Annotated in this window: 14 protein-coding genes and 1 pseudogene; 6 read left to right on the forward strand and 9 right to left on the reverse strand. The window is 55.6% G+C overall.

The window, feature by feature from the left end:
- Positions 1–186 precede the first annotated feature (186 nt).
- Together tnpA and csiE are read left to right on the forward strand one after the other, a co-directional pair.
- Positions 187–645: an IS200/IS605 family transposase gene (gene tnpA, locus QQZ17_RS24900; protein WP_152402911.1), complete on the forward strand. Its 459-nt coding sequence runs from the start codon at positions 187–189 to the stop codon at positions 643–645.
- A gap of 299 nt (positions 646–944) precedes the next feature.
- Positions 945–2,225: a stationary phase inducible protein CsiE gene (csiE, locus tag QQZ17_RS24905; protein ID WP_152402909.1), complete on the forward strand. Its 1,281-nt coding sequence runs from the start codon at positions 945–947 to the stop codon at positions 2,223–2,225.
- Here csiE and QQZ17_RS24910 read toward each other — a convergent pair.
- The 4 genes from QQZ17_RS24910 to QQZ17_RS24925 all read right to left on the reverse strand — a co-directional run bounded on the left by QQZ17_RS24910 (position 2,217) and on the right by QQZ17_RS24925 (position 9,067).
- Positions 2,217–3,356 carry a 3-phenylpropionate MFS transporter gene (locus QQZ17_RS24910; protein WP_152402907.1) on the reverse strand — a complete coding sequence of 380 codons (1,140 nt, stop codon included), beginning with the start codon at positions 3,354–3,356 and terminating at the stop codon, positions 2,217–2,219. The two genes, csiE and QQZ17_RS24910, sit on opposite strands and share 9 nt — an antisense overlap.
- Positions 3,357–3,444: 88 nt before the next feature.
- Positions 3,445–4,287 carry an aldose 1-epimerase gene (locus QQZ17_RS24915; RefSeq protein ID WP_152402905.1) on the reverse strand — a complete coding sequence of 281 codons (843 nt, stop codon included), beginning with the start codon at positions 4,285–4,287 and terminating at the stop codon, positions 3,445–3,447.
- Positions 4,287–5,729, reverse strand: a complete 1,443-nt coding sequence (locus tag QQZ17_RS24920; protein WP_152402902.1) for a sugar porter family MFS transporter — start codon at positions 5,727–5,729, stop codon at positions 4,287–4,289. Before QQZ17_RS24920 ends, QQZ17_RS24915 begins: the two co-directional genes overlap by 1 nt.
- 71 nt (positions 5,730–5,800) lie before the next feature.
- Complete coding sequence (locus QQZ17_RS24925) at positions 5,801–9,067, reverse strand: DUF5107 domain-containing protein (protein WP_152402900.1); 3,267 nt, start codon at positions 9,065–9,067, stop codon at positions 5,801–5,803.
- 113 nt (positions 9,068–9,180) lie between these two features.
- On the opposite strand from QQZ17_RS24925, the gene QQZ17_RS24930 reads away from it, so the two are divergent.
- Complete coding sequence (locus QQZ17_RS24930) at positions 9,181–10,374, forward strand: ROK family transcriptional regulator (protein ID WP_152402898.1); 1,194 nt, start codon at positions 9,181–9,183, stop codon at positions 10,372–10,374.
- Positions 10,375–10,439: 65 nt separating this feature from the next.
- Positions 10,440–10,862, forward strand: coding sequence for a DoxX family protein (locus tag QQZ17_RS24935; protein ID WP_152402896.1), 423 nt, complete (start codon positions 10,440–10,442; stop codon positions 10,860–10,862).
- A 186-nt stretch (positions 10,863–11,048) separates the two neighbouring features.
- Here QQZ17_RS24935 and glyA read toward each other — a convergent pair whose 3' ends face one another.
- Complete coding sequence (gene glyA / locus QQZ17_RS24940) at positions 11,049–12,302, reverse strand: serine hydroxymethyltransferase (RefSeq protein WP_042999800.1); 1,254 nt, start codon at positions 12,300–12,302, stop codon at positions 11,049–11,051.
- A 327-nt stretch (positions 12,303–12,629) separates the two neighbouring features.
- Here glyA and hmpA point away from each other — a divergent pair, with 327 nt between their 5' ends.
- Together hmpA and QQZ17_RS26540 are read left to right on the forward strand one after the other, a co-directional pair.
- Positions 12,630–13,820, forward strand: a complete 1,191-nt coding sequence (gene hmpA / locus QQZ17_RS24945) for an NO-inducible flavohemoprotein (protein ID WP_152402894.1) — start codon at positions 12,630–12,632, stop codon at positions 13,818–13,820.
- A 74-nt stretch (positions 13,821–13,894) separates the two neighbouring features.
- A pseudogene (locus QQZ17_RS26540) lies at positions 13,895–13,990 on the forward strand (hypothetical protein); the annotation flags it as partial.
- Here QQZ17_RS26540 and glnB read toward each other — a convergent pair.
- From glnB to qseE, 4 genes are read right to left on the reverse strand one after another with little or no spacing between them, the layout of a single operon-like run.
- On the reverse strand, positions 13,987–14,325 hold the full coding sequence (glnB, locus tag QQZ17_RS24950) for a nitrogen regulatory protein P-II (protein WP_012906673.1): 339 nt from the start codon (positions 14,323–14,325) through the stop codon (positions 13,987–13,989). The pseudogene QQZ17_RS26540 and the gene glnB sit on opposite strands and share 4 nt — an antisense overlap.
- Positions 14,326–14,385: 60 nt before the next feature.
- Complete coding sequence (gene glrR / locus QQZ17_RS24955) at positions 14,386–15,720, reverse strand: two-component system response regulator GlrR (RefSeq protein WP_152402892.1); 1,335 nt, start codon at positions 15,718–15,720, stop codon at positions 14,386–14,388.
- On the reverse strand, positions 15,720–16,451 hold the full coding sequence (gene qseG / locus QQZ17_RS24960) for a two-component system QseEF-associated lipoprotein QseG (protein WP_152402890.1): 732 nt from the start codon (positions 16,449–16,451) through the stop codon (positions 15,720–15,722). The genes glrR and qseG overlap by 1 nt, the downstream gene beginning before the upstream one ends.
- A 21-nt stretch (positions 16,452–16,472) precedes the next feature.
- A complete protein-coding gene (gene qseE, locus QQZ17_RS24965) occupies positions 16,473–17,903 on the reverse strand; it encodes a two component system sensor histidine kinase QseE/GlrK (RefSeq protein ID WP_152402889.1) in 1,431 nt (476 codons plus the stop codon).
- Positions 17,904–18,131 lie beyond the last annotated feature (228 nt).

Genomic DNA, 18,131 nt, shown 5'->3' on the forward strand with positions numbered 1-18,131 from the left:
CATTAGCAACCTTTCAGCCTCGCCTTCTCCGGCGGGGCTTTTTTGTGCACAGAAAACCCCCAGCTAGGCTGGGGTTCCGGGAAGCTTTCAGCTTTGAGCCAGTTATTAAAACCCCTTTTGATTTGTTAAAACACCTTGCGGTCTGGCAACTGCAAAAGTTAAACAAGAAATCAAAAGGGGGTCCCAATGGGGGACGAAAAGAGCTTAGCGCACACCCGATGGAACTGTAAATATCATATAGTTTTTGCGCCAAAATACCGAAGGCAAGCGTTCTACGGAGAGAAGCGCAGAGCGATAGGCGGCATCTTAAGAAAGCTGTGTGAGTGGAAAAACGTACGAATCCTGGAAGCGGAATGCTGTGCAGATCATATCCATATGCTTGTGGAAATCCCGCCCAAAATGAGCGTATCGGGTTTTATGGGGTATCTGAAAGGGAAAAGCAGTCTGATGTTGTATGAGCAATTTGGTGATATGAAGTTTAAATACAGGAACAGGGAGTTCTGGTGTCGTGGATACTACGTAGATACGGTGGGTAAGAACACGGCGAAGATACAGGACTACATAAAGCAGCAGCTTGCAGAGGATAAAATGGGTGAGCAGTTATCGATCCCTTATCCGGGCAGCCCGTTTACGGGCCGTAAGTAACGAAGTCTGATGCAAATGTCAGATCGTATGCGCCTGTTAGGGCGCGGCTGGTAACAGAGCCTTATAGGCGCATCAGAAAAACCTCCGGCTATGCCGGAGGATATTTATTTTTGCGCCATCTGAAGATAAAAAACGCGAAAAATCCTGGTAAAGCGCTGCGTTAAACTTTCTGATGTGGCTGCACGCGTGAAAAATTCTGTGACCTCTCCCTGCAATCCTGACGCAAAACATTTCATTCGTAATGGCTATGGAAAAACTTTAGCTATTCTTATCTAACATACCTACGGGAGATCCGACAGATGATGCCAACGCTTGCTCCGCCATCTGTACTTTCTGCTCCCCAGCGCCGTTGCCAGGTTTTGCTGACGCTTTTCCAGCCGGGGCAAAGTGCCACCGCGGAAATGTTCAGTGCGCTAAATGGTGTCGATGATGCTGTTGCCCGTGAGGATATTGTCGAAACGGGACGGGAGATCCAGCGTTATCATCGACTCAGCATTAGCACTGGTCCGAACGGGTGCTACCGGATCGAAGGTACCGCGTTAAACCAACGCCTCTGCCTCTTACACTGGCTCAGACGCGGCCTGCGTTTGTGTCCGGCGTTCATTACCCAACACTTTGCCCCCGCCCTCAAAACCGAACTGAAACAGCGGGGGATCCTGCGCACGCTGTATGACGACACCAATCTGCATGCGCTGATTAACCTCTGCGCGCGTCGCCTGCAAAAACCGTTTGAGTGCCGGGATATTCAGTTCCTGCACCTCTATCTGCAATATTGCCTGTTGCAGCATCACGCGGGGATCTCCCCGGAATTTAATCCTGTCCAGCAGCGCTGGGCGCAATCCTGCGCCGAATACCCGCTGGCGCAGGAGATCGGTCGCCACTGGCAGCGGCGCGTCATGCAAAATGCGCCGCTCACGGAATCACTGTTTATGGCGCTGCTGTTTTCGATGATCCGCATCCCGGATCCGATTCGCGATAACCATCAGCAGAACCGGCGGTTGCGTCTGGCGATCGCCCGGCTGATCCTGCGCTTTCGCGAAATGGGCGCGGTGCGTTTCAATGACGAGCACGGACTGAATGCCCAACTCTACATCCACCTCGCTCAGGCACTGAACCGCAGTCTGTTTTCTATCGGTATCGATAACACGTTGCCGGAAGAGTTCGCCCGCCTCTATCCGCGTCTGATGCGTACCACTCGTGATGCGTTACGCGGGCTTGAAGAAGAGTATGACGTTGAATTTTCCGAGGAAGAGACGGGACTGGTGGCGGTGATTTTTGGCGCATGGCTGATGCAGGATAATGATTTGCATGAGAAGCAGGTCGTCTTACTGACCGGGGATAATCCGCAACTGGAGCAGCAGATAGAGCAACAGCTGCGTGAGCTGACCCTGCTGCCGCTGAACATCAAGCCGTTGCCAATGCGGAATTTCCAGCGGGAGGGCTCGCCGCGCGGCGTGGCGCTGATTGTCACCCCTTACGCCACGCTGCTGCCGCTCTTTTCACCACCGTTGATTCACGCGGATCAAGCGCTGACGCCACATCAGCAACAGCAGATCCGCAAGATGCTGGAATCAGGCTGAGGCGGTCACCTTTGGCCGCAGCACCATGGCCGGTAGCGCCACCAGCGCCATTACCCAGAAGACGCCGTTGCCCAGGTTCTGATACAGGAAGCCGGCGAACACGGTCATGATGGCAATACTGCCGCCCATCGCCACCGCAGAATAGACCGCCTGCAGACGGATCACTTCGCTTCCCTGACGCGCCGCGATATAGCGCATCGCCGCCAGGTGGCACACGGTAAAAGTGCCGCAATGGAGGATCTGCACGACAATCAGCCACGGCAGCGCCGTCGTCCAGCCCATCAGTCCCCAGCGAATCACCCCACAGACGGCGGAGAGCAGTAACAGATCGCGGGCGCTGAAGCGGCGGAACAGTTTGTTGCTTAGAGCAAAGATAATCACTTCCGCAACCACGCCGAGCGACCAGAGATAGCCTACCGCCGAAGCGGAATAGCCGGCTCCCTGCCAGTAAATGGCGCTAAAGCCGTAGTAAGCGGCATGCGCCCCCTGCAACAGACATACGCAGGCCAGAAAGCGCCAGCTCTGCGTGACCAGCGCACGCCAGGCGGGCCAACCGGCGCTCTCCTGGTGCCGGTTTTCCCCCTGTGGCAGCACGCTGGGGCGAATCAGCATTCCCAGCAGCATTGAGGCGACGCCCAGCGTCAGCAGCGCCAGAACCGCCCGATAATCAAACACGCTGACCAGCTTTCCGGTCAACGCCGAACCAATAACAAACGCCACCGATCCCCACAGTCGTACCCGACCGTAGTCCATCGTAATCTGTTTTTGCCAGGTATTCGCCAGCGCGTCCGTGAGCGGCACCAGCGGTGAGAAGAAGAGGTTAAAGCCAACCATCACCACCATCAGCCACGCGACATGGGTTCCGGCCCAGAAGGCCAGTGCAAAGACCAGCGTCAGCAGCGCCAGGAGGCGTAACGCACGGATCAGTCGCGACGGGTCGCTGACCCGCGGGGCAATGATCAGACTCCCGAGAAAACGCGCCACCAGTCCAGCGCCTAGCAGCAGGCCGATCGTTTCTGGCGTGAGGCCAAGCCCTTTAAGCCAGACGCTCCAGAAGGGAAGAAAAATCCCGTAGCTAAAAAAGTAGGTGAAGTAACCGAGCGCCAGCCAGCGCGTGGAGTGCAAAGACATGATCCCCTCCCGTGTGGAGGCGATAGTCTGGCGATAAACGCAGGCTGGCGCAAGTGAACATTAACAGCGACATAACAACGTTTTGTCGCTAATCAACGCGAATCTCCATCGTAAAACAACACTGTTCTCCGGAGCCTAACATCCGTAATCCCGGCAGCCCCGGCATGTGGTGGGCATTTACCGGATGCGTCTGCGGTTCCAGACAAAGGAATGACTGACCTGGCATTCTGAAGAGCATCAGCCAGGGAGTTTGCGCAGAAATCGTGACATTCATCACATCTCTACGGATAACCGCCTGTCCGCTCCATCCGGAATATCCCACGTTCAGCCAGCGATCCGCGCCATATTGCGACCTGGTGAAATCGACTTCCGCCGGGAGTTCGCTCTGCCAGGCCAGTGGCAAATGATGTTCGCCTTCTGGCCAGTAACCGCTTGCCGAGAACTGCACGGTGCTTTGAGCATCAAACACAAAGAACGGGTGAAAACCGCAGCCGTAAAGCATCGGGCGTTTGCCCAGATGAACGATCGTCAGCGACGCTCTGAGTACCGACGCCTCCAGCACATACTGGAGTTCCGCCAGATAGTCATACCCGCACGCCAGTTGACTGCGCAAACACAATCGACAACTGTCGTCGGTTACGTCTGCTATCTCCCAGCGCTTAAGCCAGCCGTCACCGTGCAGAAAGAAACGTTCATCCGCATTATGCAGCGGCAACTGCACCTCTGTTCCGCGCTGGCTGAAGCGGTTATCGGCCACACGATTGGCGACCGGAAGCATCGGAAACAGCCCACCCTCACCAACGGATTTCCCCTCGCCTGCACGTAAAACCGGCTGTTGATGTTGTAACGAAAACAATGCCAGCAGCCTACCGCCCTGCGGGTCCACGCGCATCCGCAGATGCGCGTTATTCAGCGTCAGCGGCGTCGTCATCAGCGAGCACTTCTCTGCTGTGCCGACGACGGGCTGGCCTTCAGGTGTCTCGCCGCCAGTTGTTCCTCAAGGGCTTCCAGGGTGACGCCTTTGGTTTCAGGTACATTACGCAGCACGTACACATAACCCATCGCACAAATCACGCCGTAGAGCAGGAAACTCCCGGCTGCGCCCAGCCCGGCATTGAGCAGCGGGAAGGTATAGGTCAGCAGGAAGCAGGCAATCCACAGTGCCAGCGTGCCCAACGACATCGCCAGCCCGCGCACGCGGTTAGGGAAAATTTCGGACAGCAGCACCCAGGTGACAGGTGCCAGCGTCAGGGCATAGATCGCAATGGCTGCCAGCACCAGAACCAGCACCGGCCAGCCCATAATCCCCATCCCGTATGCACCAGCAATCAACACATAAATCACGGTCAGGCCGGATGCGCCAAACAGCATCAGTTTGCGGCGACCGAGTTTATCCACCAGCGGCAGCGCGGCAAGAGTAAAGACCAGATTGATAATGCCGGTGGCGACAATGGATTTCAGGGTGCCGTTGATGTCGAAACCGGCGGAGGCGAAAATCTCCTGCGCGTAATTAAAGATCACGTTGATCCCACACCACTGCTGGAAGACCGCCAGCACCATGCCGATAATAACTATCGGTTTGATCTGTGGTTGCAACAGCGTTGACCATGCCACCTTATGGTTATCTTTGAGTAGCGTGTGCTCAATCTCCTTCAGCGTCTGCCCGGCATACTCCGTAGAGCCAATGCGTTGCAGCATGGCGCGCGCGCGTTCCGGTTTACCCGCCTTCACCAGCCAGCGCGGGGATTCGGGAACGAAAAACATCAGTACCAGAAACACCAGCGCAGGGACTAACTCTGCGCCAAACATCCAGCGCCAGCCCATCTGCCCGTTCCAGCTCTCGACGATCGCCTGCTGCGTGGCCCCTGTCGCAACGGGTTCGGCGATCATCAGGTTGATCAGCTGCGCCGCCAGCACGCCAATCACAATGGTCAACTGGTTCACCGCCACAAAGCGTCCGCGTTTTTCCGCCGGACTGACTTCAGCGATGTACAGCGGACTGAGCGCGGAGGCAAGGCCAATCCCGACGCCGCCGACGATGCGGTAAATCACGAACATGTCGAAGTTACTGGCAACGGCGGTTCCCCATGCGGAGGCGCTGAACAGAATAGCCGAGAGGATCAGCGGCATTTTTCGGCCAAATTTATCCGCACACCAGCCGGAAATCAGCGCCCCAAAAATACAGCCTACCAGCGCCGAACTCATCGCCCAGCCCGACTGCGCCGGATCGGTTATTGAGAAGTACGCTTCATAAAAGGGTTTTGCCCCGCCAATCACCACCCAGTCGTAGCCAAACAGCAAACCACCACAGGCCGCGACCAGACAGATGGTCCAGACGTAGCCGATTTTCAAATGTGTCTGCGCGTTATTCATTATGATTCCTCTTTCAGGGAAACGCAGGGAACAGTAGGTTTCCGGTGGCGTCACCACCACCGGTTCAGGGTTTATTGCAATAACTCCAGTCTGATGACATGGCGCAGGAGCAGAGCTTTGTCATGCGCCGGATTCTGTTGCAGAAGAGCGTCAAGCGCCTGCTGGCAGGCGGATAAATCCTCCAGCCCCAGATGCCCCAACGCGGTGATAAACAGGCAGTGCTGCTGATGCTTTGCCTCCGCCGGGGTATCGAGTACCACCAGATCCGGTAATGAGACGGCGAAGAAATCCACCTCTGGCACATGGTCTCGCTGTGACGCTACCCATTGCAGGAAGCTTTTGAAGAGTTGTTCAGCATCGTCACTCTTACCCAGTTTTTTCAGCGCCATGCCCTGCCAGAAGAGATAGTCCACGGGCTGATCGTTGTAGTAACGACCAGCATCCAACGTACTTCCACCGCAGGTGGCGCGCGCAAAGTAACGCTGTGCCTCGTCATGATGCCCCTGACGTTGGGCGCAATAGCCCAACAGATACCAGATATCGTTATCGGTTTGTCCGGGCAGACGTCCTTCCCCCAGGTTATGCGGATAGCTCAGCGCCTGTTGTAGCAGGCTGACCGCGGCAGATAATTCCTCCCTGCCGATCGCCGCCAGCGCCCGATGAACCTGGTTCAGCAAGTACTGCCCGGTCGCTTTCCCTTCGCCCCCTTCCCAGGGATGGAACACGCGCTCGCCAAGAACCTTCGCCGCTTCATCGTAGTAGCCCAGTCCGTTCCACAGGCTAAGTAACTCCACCGTCAGATCGTCACGCTGGAATACCACCGTTTTGCGTGATTCAAGCTGTTGCAAACGCTGCCCGACAGGCGTAGCCAATAGCTTATTGAGATAATCCAGTTCAAACAGGAAGCGGGCGTTATCGGGCTCCAGCGCCACTGCCTGCGACAAATACTGGTGTGCTTTTACGGCATCCTGCTGTTTGTTCCACGCATAAATCCCCAGCAGACGATGCACTGGCGCAAATTCAGGTTCTTGTTGCAGGGTGAATTGCCAGCAGGAAAGCGCCTCTTCGTAGCGGCGTTTGCTGTACCAGAAGCAGCCCAGCAGATAGCGGGCATAGGCGCTGTGCGACAGCGTTTCCAGCATCTGCACTTCATCAAGAGTGTTTGGGAAACGCACCCGGTTGTGCAGGCAGGCCCGCGCCTGGTCGATGAACGGCTGCGGATTGTCGCTTAGCGACGCCCGCCACAGCAGCGGCAGCGTTTCCTGGCTGTCCAGTAGCTCCAGCAGTTCGCGAGACGCGGCTTTCTGACCGAAAGAGAGCAGCCACCCCGCCAGTTCACAAGCGTTGGTACCGCGTCGACCCGTAATAGCGATCAGCGCCGTCTTCGACAGTTCATCCCGGCGTATTGCCCAGCGCGCATAGTGCAACGCATAGCTGAGCGGATAGTCATGGAGCTGCTGTTCGATGTACTTCAACGCCTCTGATGTGCGCCCCAACGCTGCCAGCACCAGCGCTTTCAGCCCCATCGCCAGGTTGTTGCTGCCGTTAAAACGCAGACTCTGCGTCACTTTTTCCAATGCATCCGCCTGGTCGCCGCGCGCCATCGCGATCCTCGCCAGAGCCCAGAAGGCCGCATCGCGACAGTTTCCACTCCAGCTCGCCTTGTAGTAATGCTCCCAGGCCTGTTCGCAATCGCCCTGGCGCTCCAGCGCAGTGGCCAACAACATACTGGCTTCGCCATCGCGCGGGTTTTTGTTCAGGTGATGCGCTCGCTGTAACGCTGCTCTCGCACAGCGTTCAGCCTGCCTCCAGTCAGCCTGGTTCAGCGCCAGCGTCCCCAATGCGACGTTGTTGCGGTAATCCAGCGGATCAATCGCTAACGCCCGGCGATAGTAATCCCCGGCGTAACGACTGGCATGGTTGTACTGCTCCAGATGCTGACCGATAAAGTAGAGTTCATCAGTGTTAGACAACGCCTCCGGTTGTGCGGGGGCCGTTGCCGCCGAAGGTAGCGGCAGGTCGTCAGCAATATGCTCTTCGTATCGCAGCAGCGTCTGACCGTCGTGACGCGTGACCGTCATGGCGATCCGCGTAGAGCCCGAATCGGCAAGCGTCGTCAGCCAGTGTTCCCCCGGTGCCAGCGTCAGCATGGTTTCGAAGAAAGGCCCGCGGTCTGCGCTGAGCGTCACCCGCACGTCATGTAATGGCGCAACGGCATAGACGCCGACGGACAGATGGTTTTCATCACGCACCAGTCGCAGCGCCAGGTCAGTGCTGGCGTTTTGCACCGTCCCTAATTCGCTATACGGCAGGAAGTTCTGAACGAACACCTTCTCTTCGTAAGGCGCAAGCCAGGTGAAATCAGGCTGGTTGTCGGTAAACACCCCGGTCATTAATTCGATGTACGGACCATTTTCATCGGTCAGGTTGCGATCCCAGGCGACACCGAAATCCCCGTAGCCCCAGCTCCACTGTTTTTTTCCCGGCGAGATATGATGATCGGCAACGTGCAACAGTCCGCCGCGCTCGCCGTGATGCCAGGCCCCGACAAAGTCGTAGTCCGATTTTTCCGCCATGTACGAAGTCGGCACCGGCACATTCTTGTAGCGGGAGATATCCACCCCCGCCGAGTAATCGACTTTGTAATAGGTGCCCGTGGCGATCGGAAAAGCGGAAACATCGCGCTTGCCGTGATCGAATACCGCCGTAACATCAGGTGGGAACACGCTTTGATGATCGTCGCCGCCCTTCACCGCCGGGTTCGCCCACCATAAAAAGTGGCGCGGCGTGGCGTTGCCGTTGAAGACTTTACCGGTAATTTCTATCAGCGCGCGATCCGGGTAGAGGGTGAATCCGGTCATCACCTGTAGGCCGCGCATCGGCTCCACTTCGCCCATCCAGACGGTTTGCTCACCGTGCTCCCCTGCCCGCTGCGTAAAATCCACCGGCATAAAAGTGGTGGGACGATGGTGCTGCGGCCAGTTAAATTCGATCCCACCCGAGATCCACGGCCCCAACAGACCAACCAGCGCGGGTTTCACCACCTCGTTGTAATAGACAAAATCGCGCTGCTGTACTTTGTCATACGCGCGGTGAATACGCCCACCCAGTTCTGGTAACAGCATGACGCGGATAAAATCGTTTTCCATCCACACGGCCTGGTAATCGCGCATCTCGCGTTTGCCGGTCAGGGTGTCGATCACGCCGTAAGGGTAAACCGCCCCTGAAGAACCCTGATAAACCCGTTTTTCCAGGAACATTGGGTTGGTGTCTTCCTCACCCACCGTCCAGGTCGGTAATGAGAGGGTTTCCTGCCAGACCTTAACTGAACCGTACATGCTGCCTCCACTCAATAAACAAAAGTAAAATGTCATCTTGTGGCTATTGTGTGGCAGTTAACTGGCGGTAAAATGCGCAATGCTCACGCAATATAGTTAAGGGAGTTAAGTGTATGCAGCGTTCGGGATTCAATAACGCCCGGGTCAGACAGGCGAATAAACAGATCTTTCTGTCGCATTTGTGGCGCGAAAAGCAGCTCAGTAAATCGCAACTGGCGCAGCTCACCGGCCTGTCGATTCCGGCAGTGAGTAACATTCTTGAAGAGTTGCTGGATGAAGGCCGAATTTACCACTCCCGGGAAACGCTAAGCCAGCGCGGGCTCAGCAGCGGGAGTTTTCATCTGCCGGAACGGGGCGCGTGGACGCTGTGTATGAACGTCACCCCCACCAGCCTGACCAGCCAACTTGCCGATGCCCGACTGATGGCGGTTGGCAACTGGCAGCACGAGGTGATCAACGCCGCAACGCCTGAAGCGCTGCTCGCGGCGATTGCCAGCCACTGGCGGCGCTGGCGTCAGCGCTATCCCGACATCACAATCAACCTGGCGCTGGGCGTCCACGGTCAGGTGGATCCGATCACCGGCGCGTCGAAAACCATGCCGCAGGCACCGTGGAAAACGCCAGTGGAAATAAAGTATCTGCTGGAGGAGCGGCTCGGCATACAGGTCCGTCTGGACAACGACTGTGTGATGTTGGCGCTAGCGGAAAAATGGCAAAACCCGGCAGCCAATGAAGATTTCTGCGTCATCAACGTCGACTACGGTATTGGGTCCTCTTTCGTTATCAACGAACAGATTTATCGCGGCAGTCTGTACGGCAGCGGTCAGATTGGTCATACCATCATTAACCCCGACGGCATCGCCTGCGACTGTGGCCGTTATGGCTGTCTGGAAACCGTCGCCTCACTGAGCGCATTGAAAAAGCAGGCCAGAGTCTGGATGAAAGCGCAGCCGGTGCCGGGAAGGGATCCGGAAACGCTGACCACGGATATGCTAATCGATGCCTGGCGCAGGGGTGATGTGCGCATTCAGGCGTGGGTGGAACATGCCGCCAGCGCGATTGGTCTAAGCCTGTATAACTTTCTCAATATCCTGAATATTAATCAGATCTGGCTGTACGGGCGCAGTTGCGCCTTCGGTGAACCCTGGCTCAACACGCTAAGACAACAGACGGGATTTAATCCTTTCGATCACGGAGATAACCCGCGAGCAAAAGCGACACAGATTGGCTTTGGTACGCTGACTCGCGCCCAGCAGTTGATGGGAATTGGCTATCTGTACGTTGAGTCGCAGCTGAACGACATTTAGCCAATGGCGAGGCGGGCCGTTGTGTATTAATTTTAAAGTACGTTACTCATGTCAATGAGCCTGCTATGAACACGTTACGTTATTTTGAGTTCGGTGAATCACGCCATCTGTTTTTATTGATTGCCCGCATTGCGCTGGCGGTTCTGTTTATTATTTTTGGCTTTCCTAAGCTGACGGGTTTCGACGGGACCGTACAGTACATGACCTCTCTCGGTACGCCTGCGCCAATGCTGGCGGCCATTATTGCCGTCGTCATGGAGGTTCCCGCAGCGATACTGATTGTTCTGGGCTTTTTTACTCGCCCGCTGGCAATCCTCTTCGTTTTCTATACGCTGGGTACGGCAGTAATCGGCCATCATTTCTGGAATATGACCGGTGATGCGGTCGGTCCGAATATGATTAATTTCTATAAGAATGTCAGCATTGCGGGAGGTTTCCTGCTGCTGGCGCTGACGGGACCGGGAGCGATATCGGTAGACAGGCGTTAGACCGTCGCCCGATGACGCTTCGCTTATCGGGCCTACAAAACCATTGATATCGTAGGTTTTTGTAGGTCGGGTAAGCGTAGCGCCACCCGACAATTCATGTGTCGAAGATGTACCAATTTCGTCTGCAGGATGTTTGTCATCAGTCAAAAAGGCCGCTCGCGCGGCCTTTTTGACTTCTGCGATAACTTATGCGTAAACCGGGAAGCGTGCGCAGATATCCAGAACTTTACCTTTGATGCGCTCAATCACCGCTTCATCATTGATGTTGTCCAGCACGTCACACATCCAGCCTGCCAGCTCTTTCGCTTCCGCTTCTTTAAAGCCGCGACGCGTGATAGCCGGAGAACCGATACGGATACCGGAAGTGACGAACGGGCTTTTCGGATCGTTCGGCACGCTGTTTTTGTTTACCGTGATGTTGGCACGACCCAGCGCGGCGTCAGCTTCTTTACCGGTCAGATTTTTGTCCACCAGATCCAGCAGGAACAGGTGGTTCTCAGTACCGCCGGACACGACTTTGTAGCCACGATTCAGGAATACTTCCACCATCGCTTTGGCGTTTTTCGCAACCTGCTGCTGGTAGACTTTGAACTCTGGCTCCATGGCTTCTTTCAGCGCCACGGCTTTACCCGCGATCACGTGCATCAGCGGTCCGCCCTGCGCGCTTGGGAAAACGGCAGAGTTCAGTTTTTTGTACAGCTCTTCGTCACCGCCTTTCGCCAGGATCAGGCCACCGCGCGGGCCAGCCAGCGTTTTGTGGGTGGTGGTGGTCACAACGTGAGCATGCGGAACCGGGTTCGGGTAAACGCCTGCGGCGATAAGACCCGCGACGTGCGCCATATCGACGAACAGGTATGCGCCAATGCTGTCAGCGATTTCACGCATTTTTGCCCAATCAACCACGCCGGAATAGGCAGAGAAGCCGCCGATGATCATCTTCGGTTTGTGGGTCTGAGCCAGCTGCGCCATCTCTTCGTAGTCAATTTTACCGGACTCATCAATACCGTAAGGCACGATGTTGTACAGTTTGCCAGAGAAGTTAACCGGGGAGCCGTGAGTCAGGTGACCGCCTTGCGCCAGGTTCATACCCAGAACGGTATCACCCGGTTGCAGCAGCGCGGTATAGACGGCGAAGTTAGCCTGGGAGCCAGAGTGCGGTTGCACGTTAGCGTAGTCTGCGCCAAACAGTTCTTTCGCGCGGTCAATCGCCAGTTGCTCAACGATATCCACGTATTCGCAGCCGCCGTAGTAGCGCTTGCCCGGATATCCTTCAGCGTATTTGTTAGTCAGCTGAGAGCCCTGCGCCTGCATGACGCGCGGACTGGTGTAGTTTTCGGAGGCGATCAGTTCGATGTGCTCTTCCTGACGTACTTTTTCCTGCTCCATAGCCTGCCACAGTTCGGCATCATAATCGGCAATGTTCATTTCACGCTTTAACATCCGCATCTCCTGACTCAGCTAACGATAGAATTTTTGGCCTTAAAAGGCGGTCCTGTTGGACAACGGGCAACAGTATAACTGAATCATTCTGCGATAACAGGTCTTGACAAAGGAATTTACGCAAACGATTACCTTCACACGACACAAGGCTTTGCCGAATGAAGACCTTACAAATTTCAACGGATTTCTTTTCAGGTTTGTGATGCAGATTTTTCACGTTGTCGCTTTTAAAACGCAAAGCGTCAAAGAACCATTTACAGTGCGGGGGTATTTTTTATAAGATGTATTTGACATACATCATTAAAAGTTCACATAAAGGAAGACCGTATGCTTGACGCTCAAACCATCGCCACTGTAAAAGCTACCATTCCCCTGCTGGTTGAAACGGGCCCCAAACTGACCGCCCATTTTTACGATCGCATGTTTGCTCATAACCCTGAACTCAAAGAAATTTTTAACATGAGTAACCAGCGTAATGACTCCCAGCGTGAAGCCCTGTTCAATGCCATTGCCGCCTATGCCAGCAACATTGAGAATCTGCCTGCCCTGCTGCCTGCGGTCGAAAAAATCGCCCAGAAGCACACCAGCTTCCAGATCAAGCCAGAACAGTACAACATTGTCGGAACCCATCTGCTGGCGACCCTGGACGAAATGTTCAACCCGGGCCAGGAAGTGCTGGAGGCGTGGGGCAAAGCCTACGGCGTGCTGGCTAACGTCTTTATCAATCGCGAAGCGCAAATCTACCGTGAAAACGCCAGTAAAACCGGCGGCTGGGAAGGCACACGTCCGTTTCGGATCGTGGCGAAAACCCCGCGCAGCGCACTGATTACCAGCTTTGAATTTGAACCGGTGGACGGTGGCGCCGTGGCTGACTACCAGCCAGGCCAGTATCTGGGCGTCTGGCTGAAATCGGAAGGTTTTCCGCATCAGGAAATTCGTCAGTATTCTCTGACCCGTAAAGCGGAGGGTAAAGGTTACCGCATTGCCGTTAAGCGTGAAGAGGGTGGTCAGGTCTCCAGTTGGCTGCACAATCAGGCGCGCGTTGGCGACGTGGTGCATTTAGCGGCGCCGGCTGGCGATTTCTTTATGGCAGTTGACCACGACACGCCGGTTTCGCTGATTTCTGCCGGTGTCGGTCAAACGCCGATGCTGGCAATGCTGGATACGCTGGCCAACGCGCAGCACAGCGCCCAGGTCAACTGGTTCCACGCCGCAGAAAACGGCGATGTGCATGCGTTTGCCGATGAGGTAAACGAACTGGGTAAAACGTTGCCGAACTTTACCGCGCACACCTGGTACCGCGAACCGAGCGAAACGGATCGCGCTAACGATGCCTTTGACAGCGAAGGTCTGATGGATCTGAAGGCGATGAAAGCGGCTATCGATATTCCGGGAATGCAGTTCTATTTGTGCGGTCCGGTGGGCTTTATGCAGTTTGCCGCGAAGCAGCTTGTTGAACTGGGTGTGAATAACGAAAACATTCATTACGAATGCTTCGGCCCGCATAAGGTCTTGTAATTACGTCATGCCTGATGGCGCTGCGCTTATCAGGCCTACGGGATGTTGTAGGCCGGATAAGGTCTTGTAATTACGTCATACCTGATGGCGCTGCGTTTATCAGGCCTACGGGATGTTGTAGGCCGGATAAGGCGTTCACGCCGCCATCCGGCAAGCACGGCGCGGCTTAAATTGCCGCGTCGTCTTCTTCACCGGTGCGGATACGTACCACGCGTGCCACATCAAAGACGAAAATCTTACCGTCGCCAATTTTGCCCGTCTGCGCCGTACGGATAATGGTATCGACGCAGGTTTCAACGATATCGTCCGGCACGACGATTTCAATTTTGACCTTCGGCAGAAAATCCACCATATATTCCGCGCCACGGTACAGCTCGGTATGCCCTTTCTGACGCCCAAAGCCTTTCACTTCGGTGACGGTCATACCGGTGATCCCTACCTCAGCCAGCGCTTCACGCACATCATCGAGCTTGAAGGGTTTAATAATCGCATCAATCTTTTTCATGCTAGTCCTTGAAAAGGTCGCCTGTCTTTTAATCGGATAAACGTAACATATTACGCTGACTTATTCTTTGAAATCGTTTGCATCCAGCTCATGGCGCGACAGTAGCTTATAAAACTCCGTCCGGTTACGGCCCGCCATTCTTGCCGCATGCGTGACATTGCCTCGGGTGATTTGCAGCAATTTGCGCAGATAGTTCAGCTCAAATTGATTACGCGCTTCGACAAAGGTCGGCAGTGCAGTATTTTCCCCTTCCAGCGCCTGCTCCACCAGAGCATCGCTGATCACCGGCGAGGAGGTCAGTGCCACACACTGTTCGATCACGTTCACCAACTGACGCACGTTGCCAGGCCAACTGGCGGTCATCAGCCGCTTCATTGCATCCGTCGAAAACGCGCGCACAAACGGCTTATGCCGCTCCGCCGACTGGCGCAGCAGATGATTCGCCAACAGCGGAATATCTTCTGTTCGCTCCGCCAGCGCCGGAATTTTCAGACTTACCACATTGAGACGGTAGTATAAATCTTCGCGAAACTCACCGCGTGCCATCGCTTTCGGCAGATCGCGATGGGTTGCCGAGATGATGCGCACATCAATATCGATATCGCGGTTGCTGCCCAGCGGTCTGACTTTACGTTCCTGCAAGACGCGCAGCAGTTTGACCTGTAACGGCGCAGGCATATCGCCAATCTCGTCAAGGAACAGCGTCCCGCCTTCCGCCGCCTGAAACAGCCCTTCACGGTTGCTCACCGCGCCGGTAAACGCACCGCGGGAGTGTCCGAACAACTCCGACTCCAGCAGTTGTTCCGGTAGTGCACCGCAGTTGATGGCGATAAACGGTTTGCTGCTGCGCGGGCTGGCATTGTGAATAGCCTGAGCGAAGATCTCTTTCCCGGTGCCGCTCTGACCATTGATCAACACGCTGACGTCGGACTGCGCCACCATCCTCGCCTGCTCCAGCAGACGCAGCATCAGCGGGCTACGGGTGACAATCGATTCGCGCCAGCTATCGTCCGTGGCGGGCGCCGACTGTTCAAGCGCCTCGTCAATCGCCTGATACAACGCATCTTTGTCCACGGGTTTGGTCAGGAAGCTGAACACGCCTTTTTGCGTTGCCGCAACCGCATCCGGAATAGAACCGTGGGCGGTAAGAATGATGACTGGCATCCCCGGCTGAACCTTCTGGATCTCGCTGAACAGCTGCATGCCGTCCATCTCATCCATGCGCAGGTCGCTAATCACCAGATCCACTTTTTCACGGTTCAGAACGCGCAGACCTTCGGCCCCGCTCTCTGCGGTCACCACGCTATAGCCTTCACTGGTCAGGCGCATTCCCAGCAGTTTCAACAGACCAGGGTCATCGTCCACGAGCAGTAAATGCGCCGGTTTACGACTCATTATGGGGTCACCTCATCTTGTGAAGATACTGGCGCTTGTCCCTCAGACTTGTCGCCGCCATGTGTCGTATCCGGATTGTAATTTCCTGCCGGTTTACGGGTAGAAAGCTGTCGCTCAATATCGGTCAGGTTTTCCAGCTTGCGCGTCGTAAGATCGAGCTGCGCCTGAAGGTACTGATGCTGTTGACGCAGCGTATCCAGATCGCCATCGGTCGTTTGCTGCAGTTTGCTGTAGCGCTGGCGTTCTTCGGCGAGCTGGAGCTGAAGCGACTGGCCGTCGCGCCAGATCTGATAAAGCGGACGCACCTGCGCCGGGATTTGCGGGCTTAGCGCATCCAGTCGCGAGACGTTCTCACGACGTTCCAGCGGCGTGATTTTGGCGTTCGCCAGCAAGATGCCGCGCTTAAAGGCGTTTTGCCAGCTGTCGTCACTCAGCATGCGGGCTTCGCTACGCGACTGTACCGGCAACAGGCGATCCGCGCAGTCAATGGCGCGCAGCCAGTAAAGGGGATTGGTGTCGGTCGATTGCCCCTGCAATGCCCAGATATCGGTGCACTCAACCGACAGGTAGTCCGCCAGTTGATACGTCGGGAGAACGTCCTGTGGCGCATCTCCCGTGATGTGTTTCACCGCATGCGGCGTACAGCCCATCAGCGCAAGGCATGGCATCCCCGCCAGGATAACCTGACGGGAGAATAAACGTTGGAAAATGTGAACAAAAACGTGTGGCATATTCACCAGGCTTAGCGTTATTTAATCGTTTTTCGTTGCAGATAGCGGCAGTTCTATGCGAAAGCAAACCTCTTGCGCCTGTTCATCGACAAGATACAGCTCCCCCTGCATACGGCGGATACAATCTCTGGCGATGCTCAACCCCAGTCCACTCCCCTTCACTGCCCCTTTCCGTTGATGACTTCCCTGGAAAAAAGGCTCGAAAATCATGGTTCTTTCTGCTTCGGGGATAGGCGTTCCGGTATTGATAACATCGATATACACCGTAGTCCCCTGTAAGCGGCTGCGAATACGAATGTTACCGGATTCAGCCCCGTAGTGCACCGCATTGGAATAAAGATTGTCCAGTACACTCATCAGTAACATTGGCTCGGCAAGACAGCGTTCCGCCGCCAGTTCAATGTCGGTATGCATCATTTTAGCGCGAGCCGGTAGACTATGAGCGGAAACCACCATATCCACCAGCGGTTCAATCTCCACGCTTTCCATTTCAATGGCGCTGTCAGCCAGTTTGCGGTTGTAATCAAGCAGTTGCTCAATCAATTTTTGCAGATTGCGGCTGCTGTCATCAAGAATGCCAACCACTTCTTTTTGTTCCGGCGTCAGCGGCCCCACCACCTGATCCGCCAGCAGTTCGGTACCTTCACGCATACTGGCCAGGGGGGTTTTCAGCTCATGGGAGAGATGACGCAAAAATTGATGGCGCTGGGATTCCAGCCAGGAAAGGCGCTCGCTCAGCCAGATGATCCGTTGCCCAACGGAACGCAACTCGCGCGGCCCGGCAAAAGTGACGGTATTGCCCAGCGATCGCCCTTCCCCCAGCCGATTGATCATCCGCTCGATCCCCTTTACCGGCCCGATAATCATTCGCGTGAACAGCAGCACCATCGCCAGGCTCACCAGAAACAGCACCAGAGCCTGCCAGCCGAAGAACTGCCCGCGTTCGGCAATCTCCTGCTGCAACTGCTGCCCGCGCGAAAAAACCACGGTACGCGTCGCTTGCACCATTTCAGTATTGGCGTTGGCAAACGCTTCCAGACGTGCGGCGGCGGCGGTATCGGGTCCACTGTTACGACATTGCAGTTGTGCCAGACCGTTGAGATCCTGCCGCAACGCCTGATACAGCTTATCATCCGGCAGAACGCCCGCATGAGCATCCAGCATTTCACTGTAGCGTTTGCGCTGGCTCTGATACACCTTCGCCAACGTCGGATCGTCAAGGACGCAATACTGGCGGTAGCTGCGCTCCATCTCCAGCGCGGCATTGGTCATCGCCTCGCTGCGGCGCGCGTCAATAAGCGTGGTACGGTTCGTCAGCGCCGCCTGGGCGCTGAGTGCGTTCAGACTTTGCCACGCCTGCCAGGCGAGGACCAGCAGTGGTAACAGGATCAGCAGGAATGCCAGCGTCACCAGTTGGCGTAATGACCGGGGGAAAACAGACCAGCGCTTCAATGCGTTACTCTCACAACAGATGAATAGGACGATGCTAACTGAGGGGAACGCCAGATACAACAAAGCCGGGATGAACCCGGCTTTGTTGTGGAATAAGGCGGTGCCTAACTCGACGTTTCGCCCGATGGTTGATAAAGCAAAGCTATTATCAGAAGTTGGACGGCAGGCACCTTGTTGTGCGTCATTCGAAGTTTATGTAGCACGTCCCGAAGGGGCTGACATAAGAAG

Origin of the sequence: Citrobacter sp. T1.2D-1 (genome assembly GCF_950098555.1) — a bacterium.
Lineage (GTDB): Bacteria > Pseudomonadota > Gammaproteobacteria > Enterobacterales > Enterobacteriaceae > Citrobacter_A > Citrobacter_A telavivensis.

What these genes read in the sequence shown, in the direction of transcription:
- tnpA (WP_152402911.1), top strand. Translation starts at nt 187, where the DNA reads ATGGGGGACGAAAAGAGCTTAGCGCACACCCGATGGAACTGTAAATAT.
- csiE (WP_152402909.1), top strand. Translation starts at nt 945, where the DNA reads ATGATGCCAACGCTTGCTCCGCCATCTGTACTTTCTGCTCCCCAGCGC.
- QQZ17_RS24910 (WP_152402907.1), bottom strand. Translation starts at nt 3,356, where the DNA reads ATGTCTTTGCACTCCACGCGCTGGCTGGCGCTCGGTTACTTCACCTAC.
- QQZ17_RS24915 (WP_152402905.1), bottom strand. Translation starts at nt 4,287, where the DNA reads ATGACGACGCCGCTGACGCTGAATAACGCGCATCTGCGGATGCGCGTG.
- QQZ17_RS24920 (WP_152402902.1), bottom strand. Translation starts at nt 5,729, where the DNA reads ATGAATAACGCGCAGACACATTTGAAAATCGGCTACGTCTGGACCATC.
- QQZ17_RS24925 (WP_152402900.1), bottom strand. Translation starts at nt 9,067, where the DNA reads ATGTACGGTTCAGTTAAGGTCTGGCAGGAAACCCTCTCATTACCGACC.
- QQZ17_RS24930 (WP_152402898.1), top strand. Translation starts at nt 9,181, where the DNA reads ATGCAGCGTTCGGGATTCAATAACGCCCGGGTCAGACAGGCGAATAAA.
- QQZ17_RS24935 (WP_152402896.1), top strand. Translation starts at nt 10,440, where the DNA reads ATGAACACGTTACGTTATTTTGAGTTCGGTGAATCACGCCATCTGTTT.
- glyA (WP_042999800.1), bottom strand. Translation starts at nt 12,302, where the DNA reads ATGTTAAAGCGTGAAATGAACATTGCCGATTATGATGCCGAACTGTGG.
- hmpA (WP_152402894.1), top strand. Translation starts at nt 12,630, where the DNA reads ATGCTTGACGCTCAAACCATCGCCACTGTAAAAGCTACCATTCCCCTG.
- glnB (WP_012906673.1), bottom strand. Translation starts at nt 14,325, where the DNA reads ATGAAAAAGATTGATGCGATTATTAAACCCTTCAAGCTCGATGATGTG.
- glrR (WP_152402892.1), bottom strand. Translation starts at nt 15,720, where the DNA reads ATGAGTCGTAAACCGGCGCATTTACTGCTCGTGGACGATGACCCTGGT.
- qseG (WP_152402890.1), bottom strand. Translation starts at nt 16,451, where the DNA reads ATGCCACACGTTTTTGTTCACATTTTCCAACGTTTATTCTCCCGTCAG.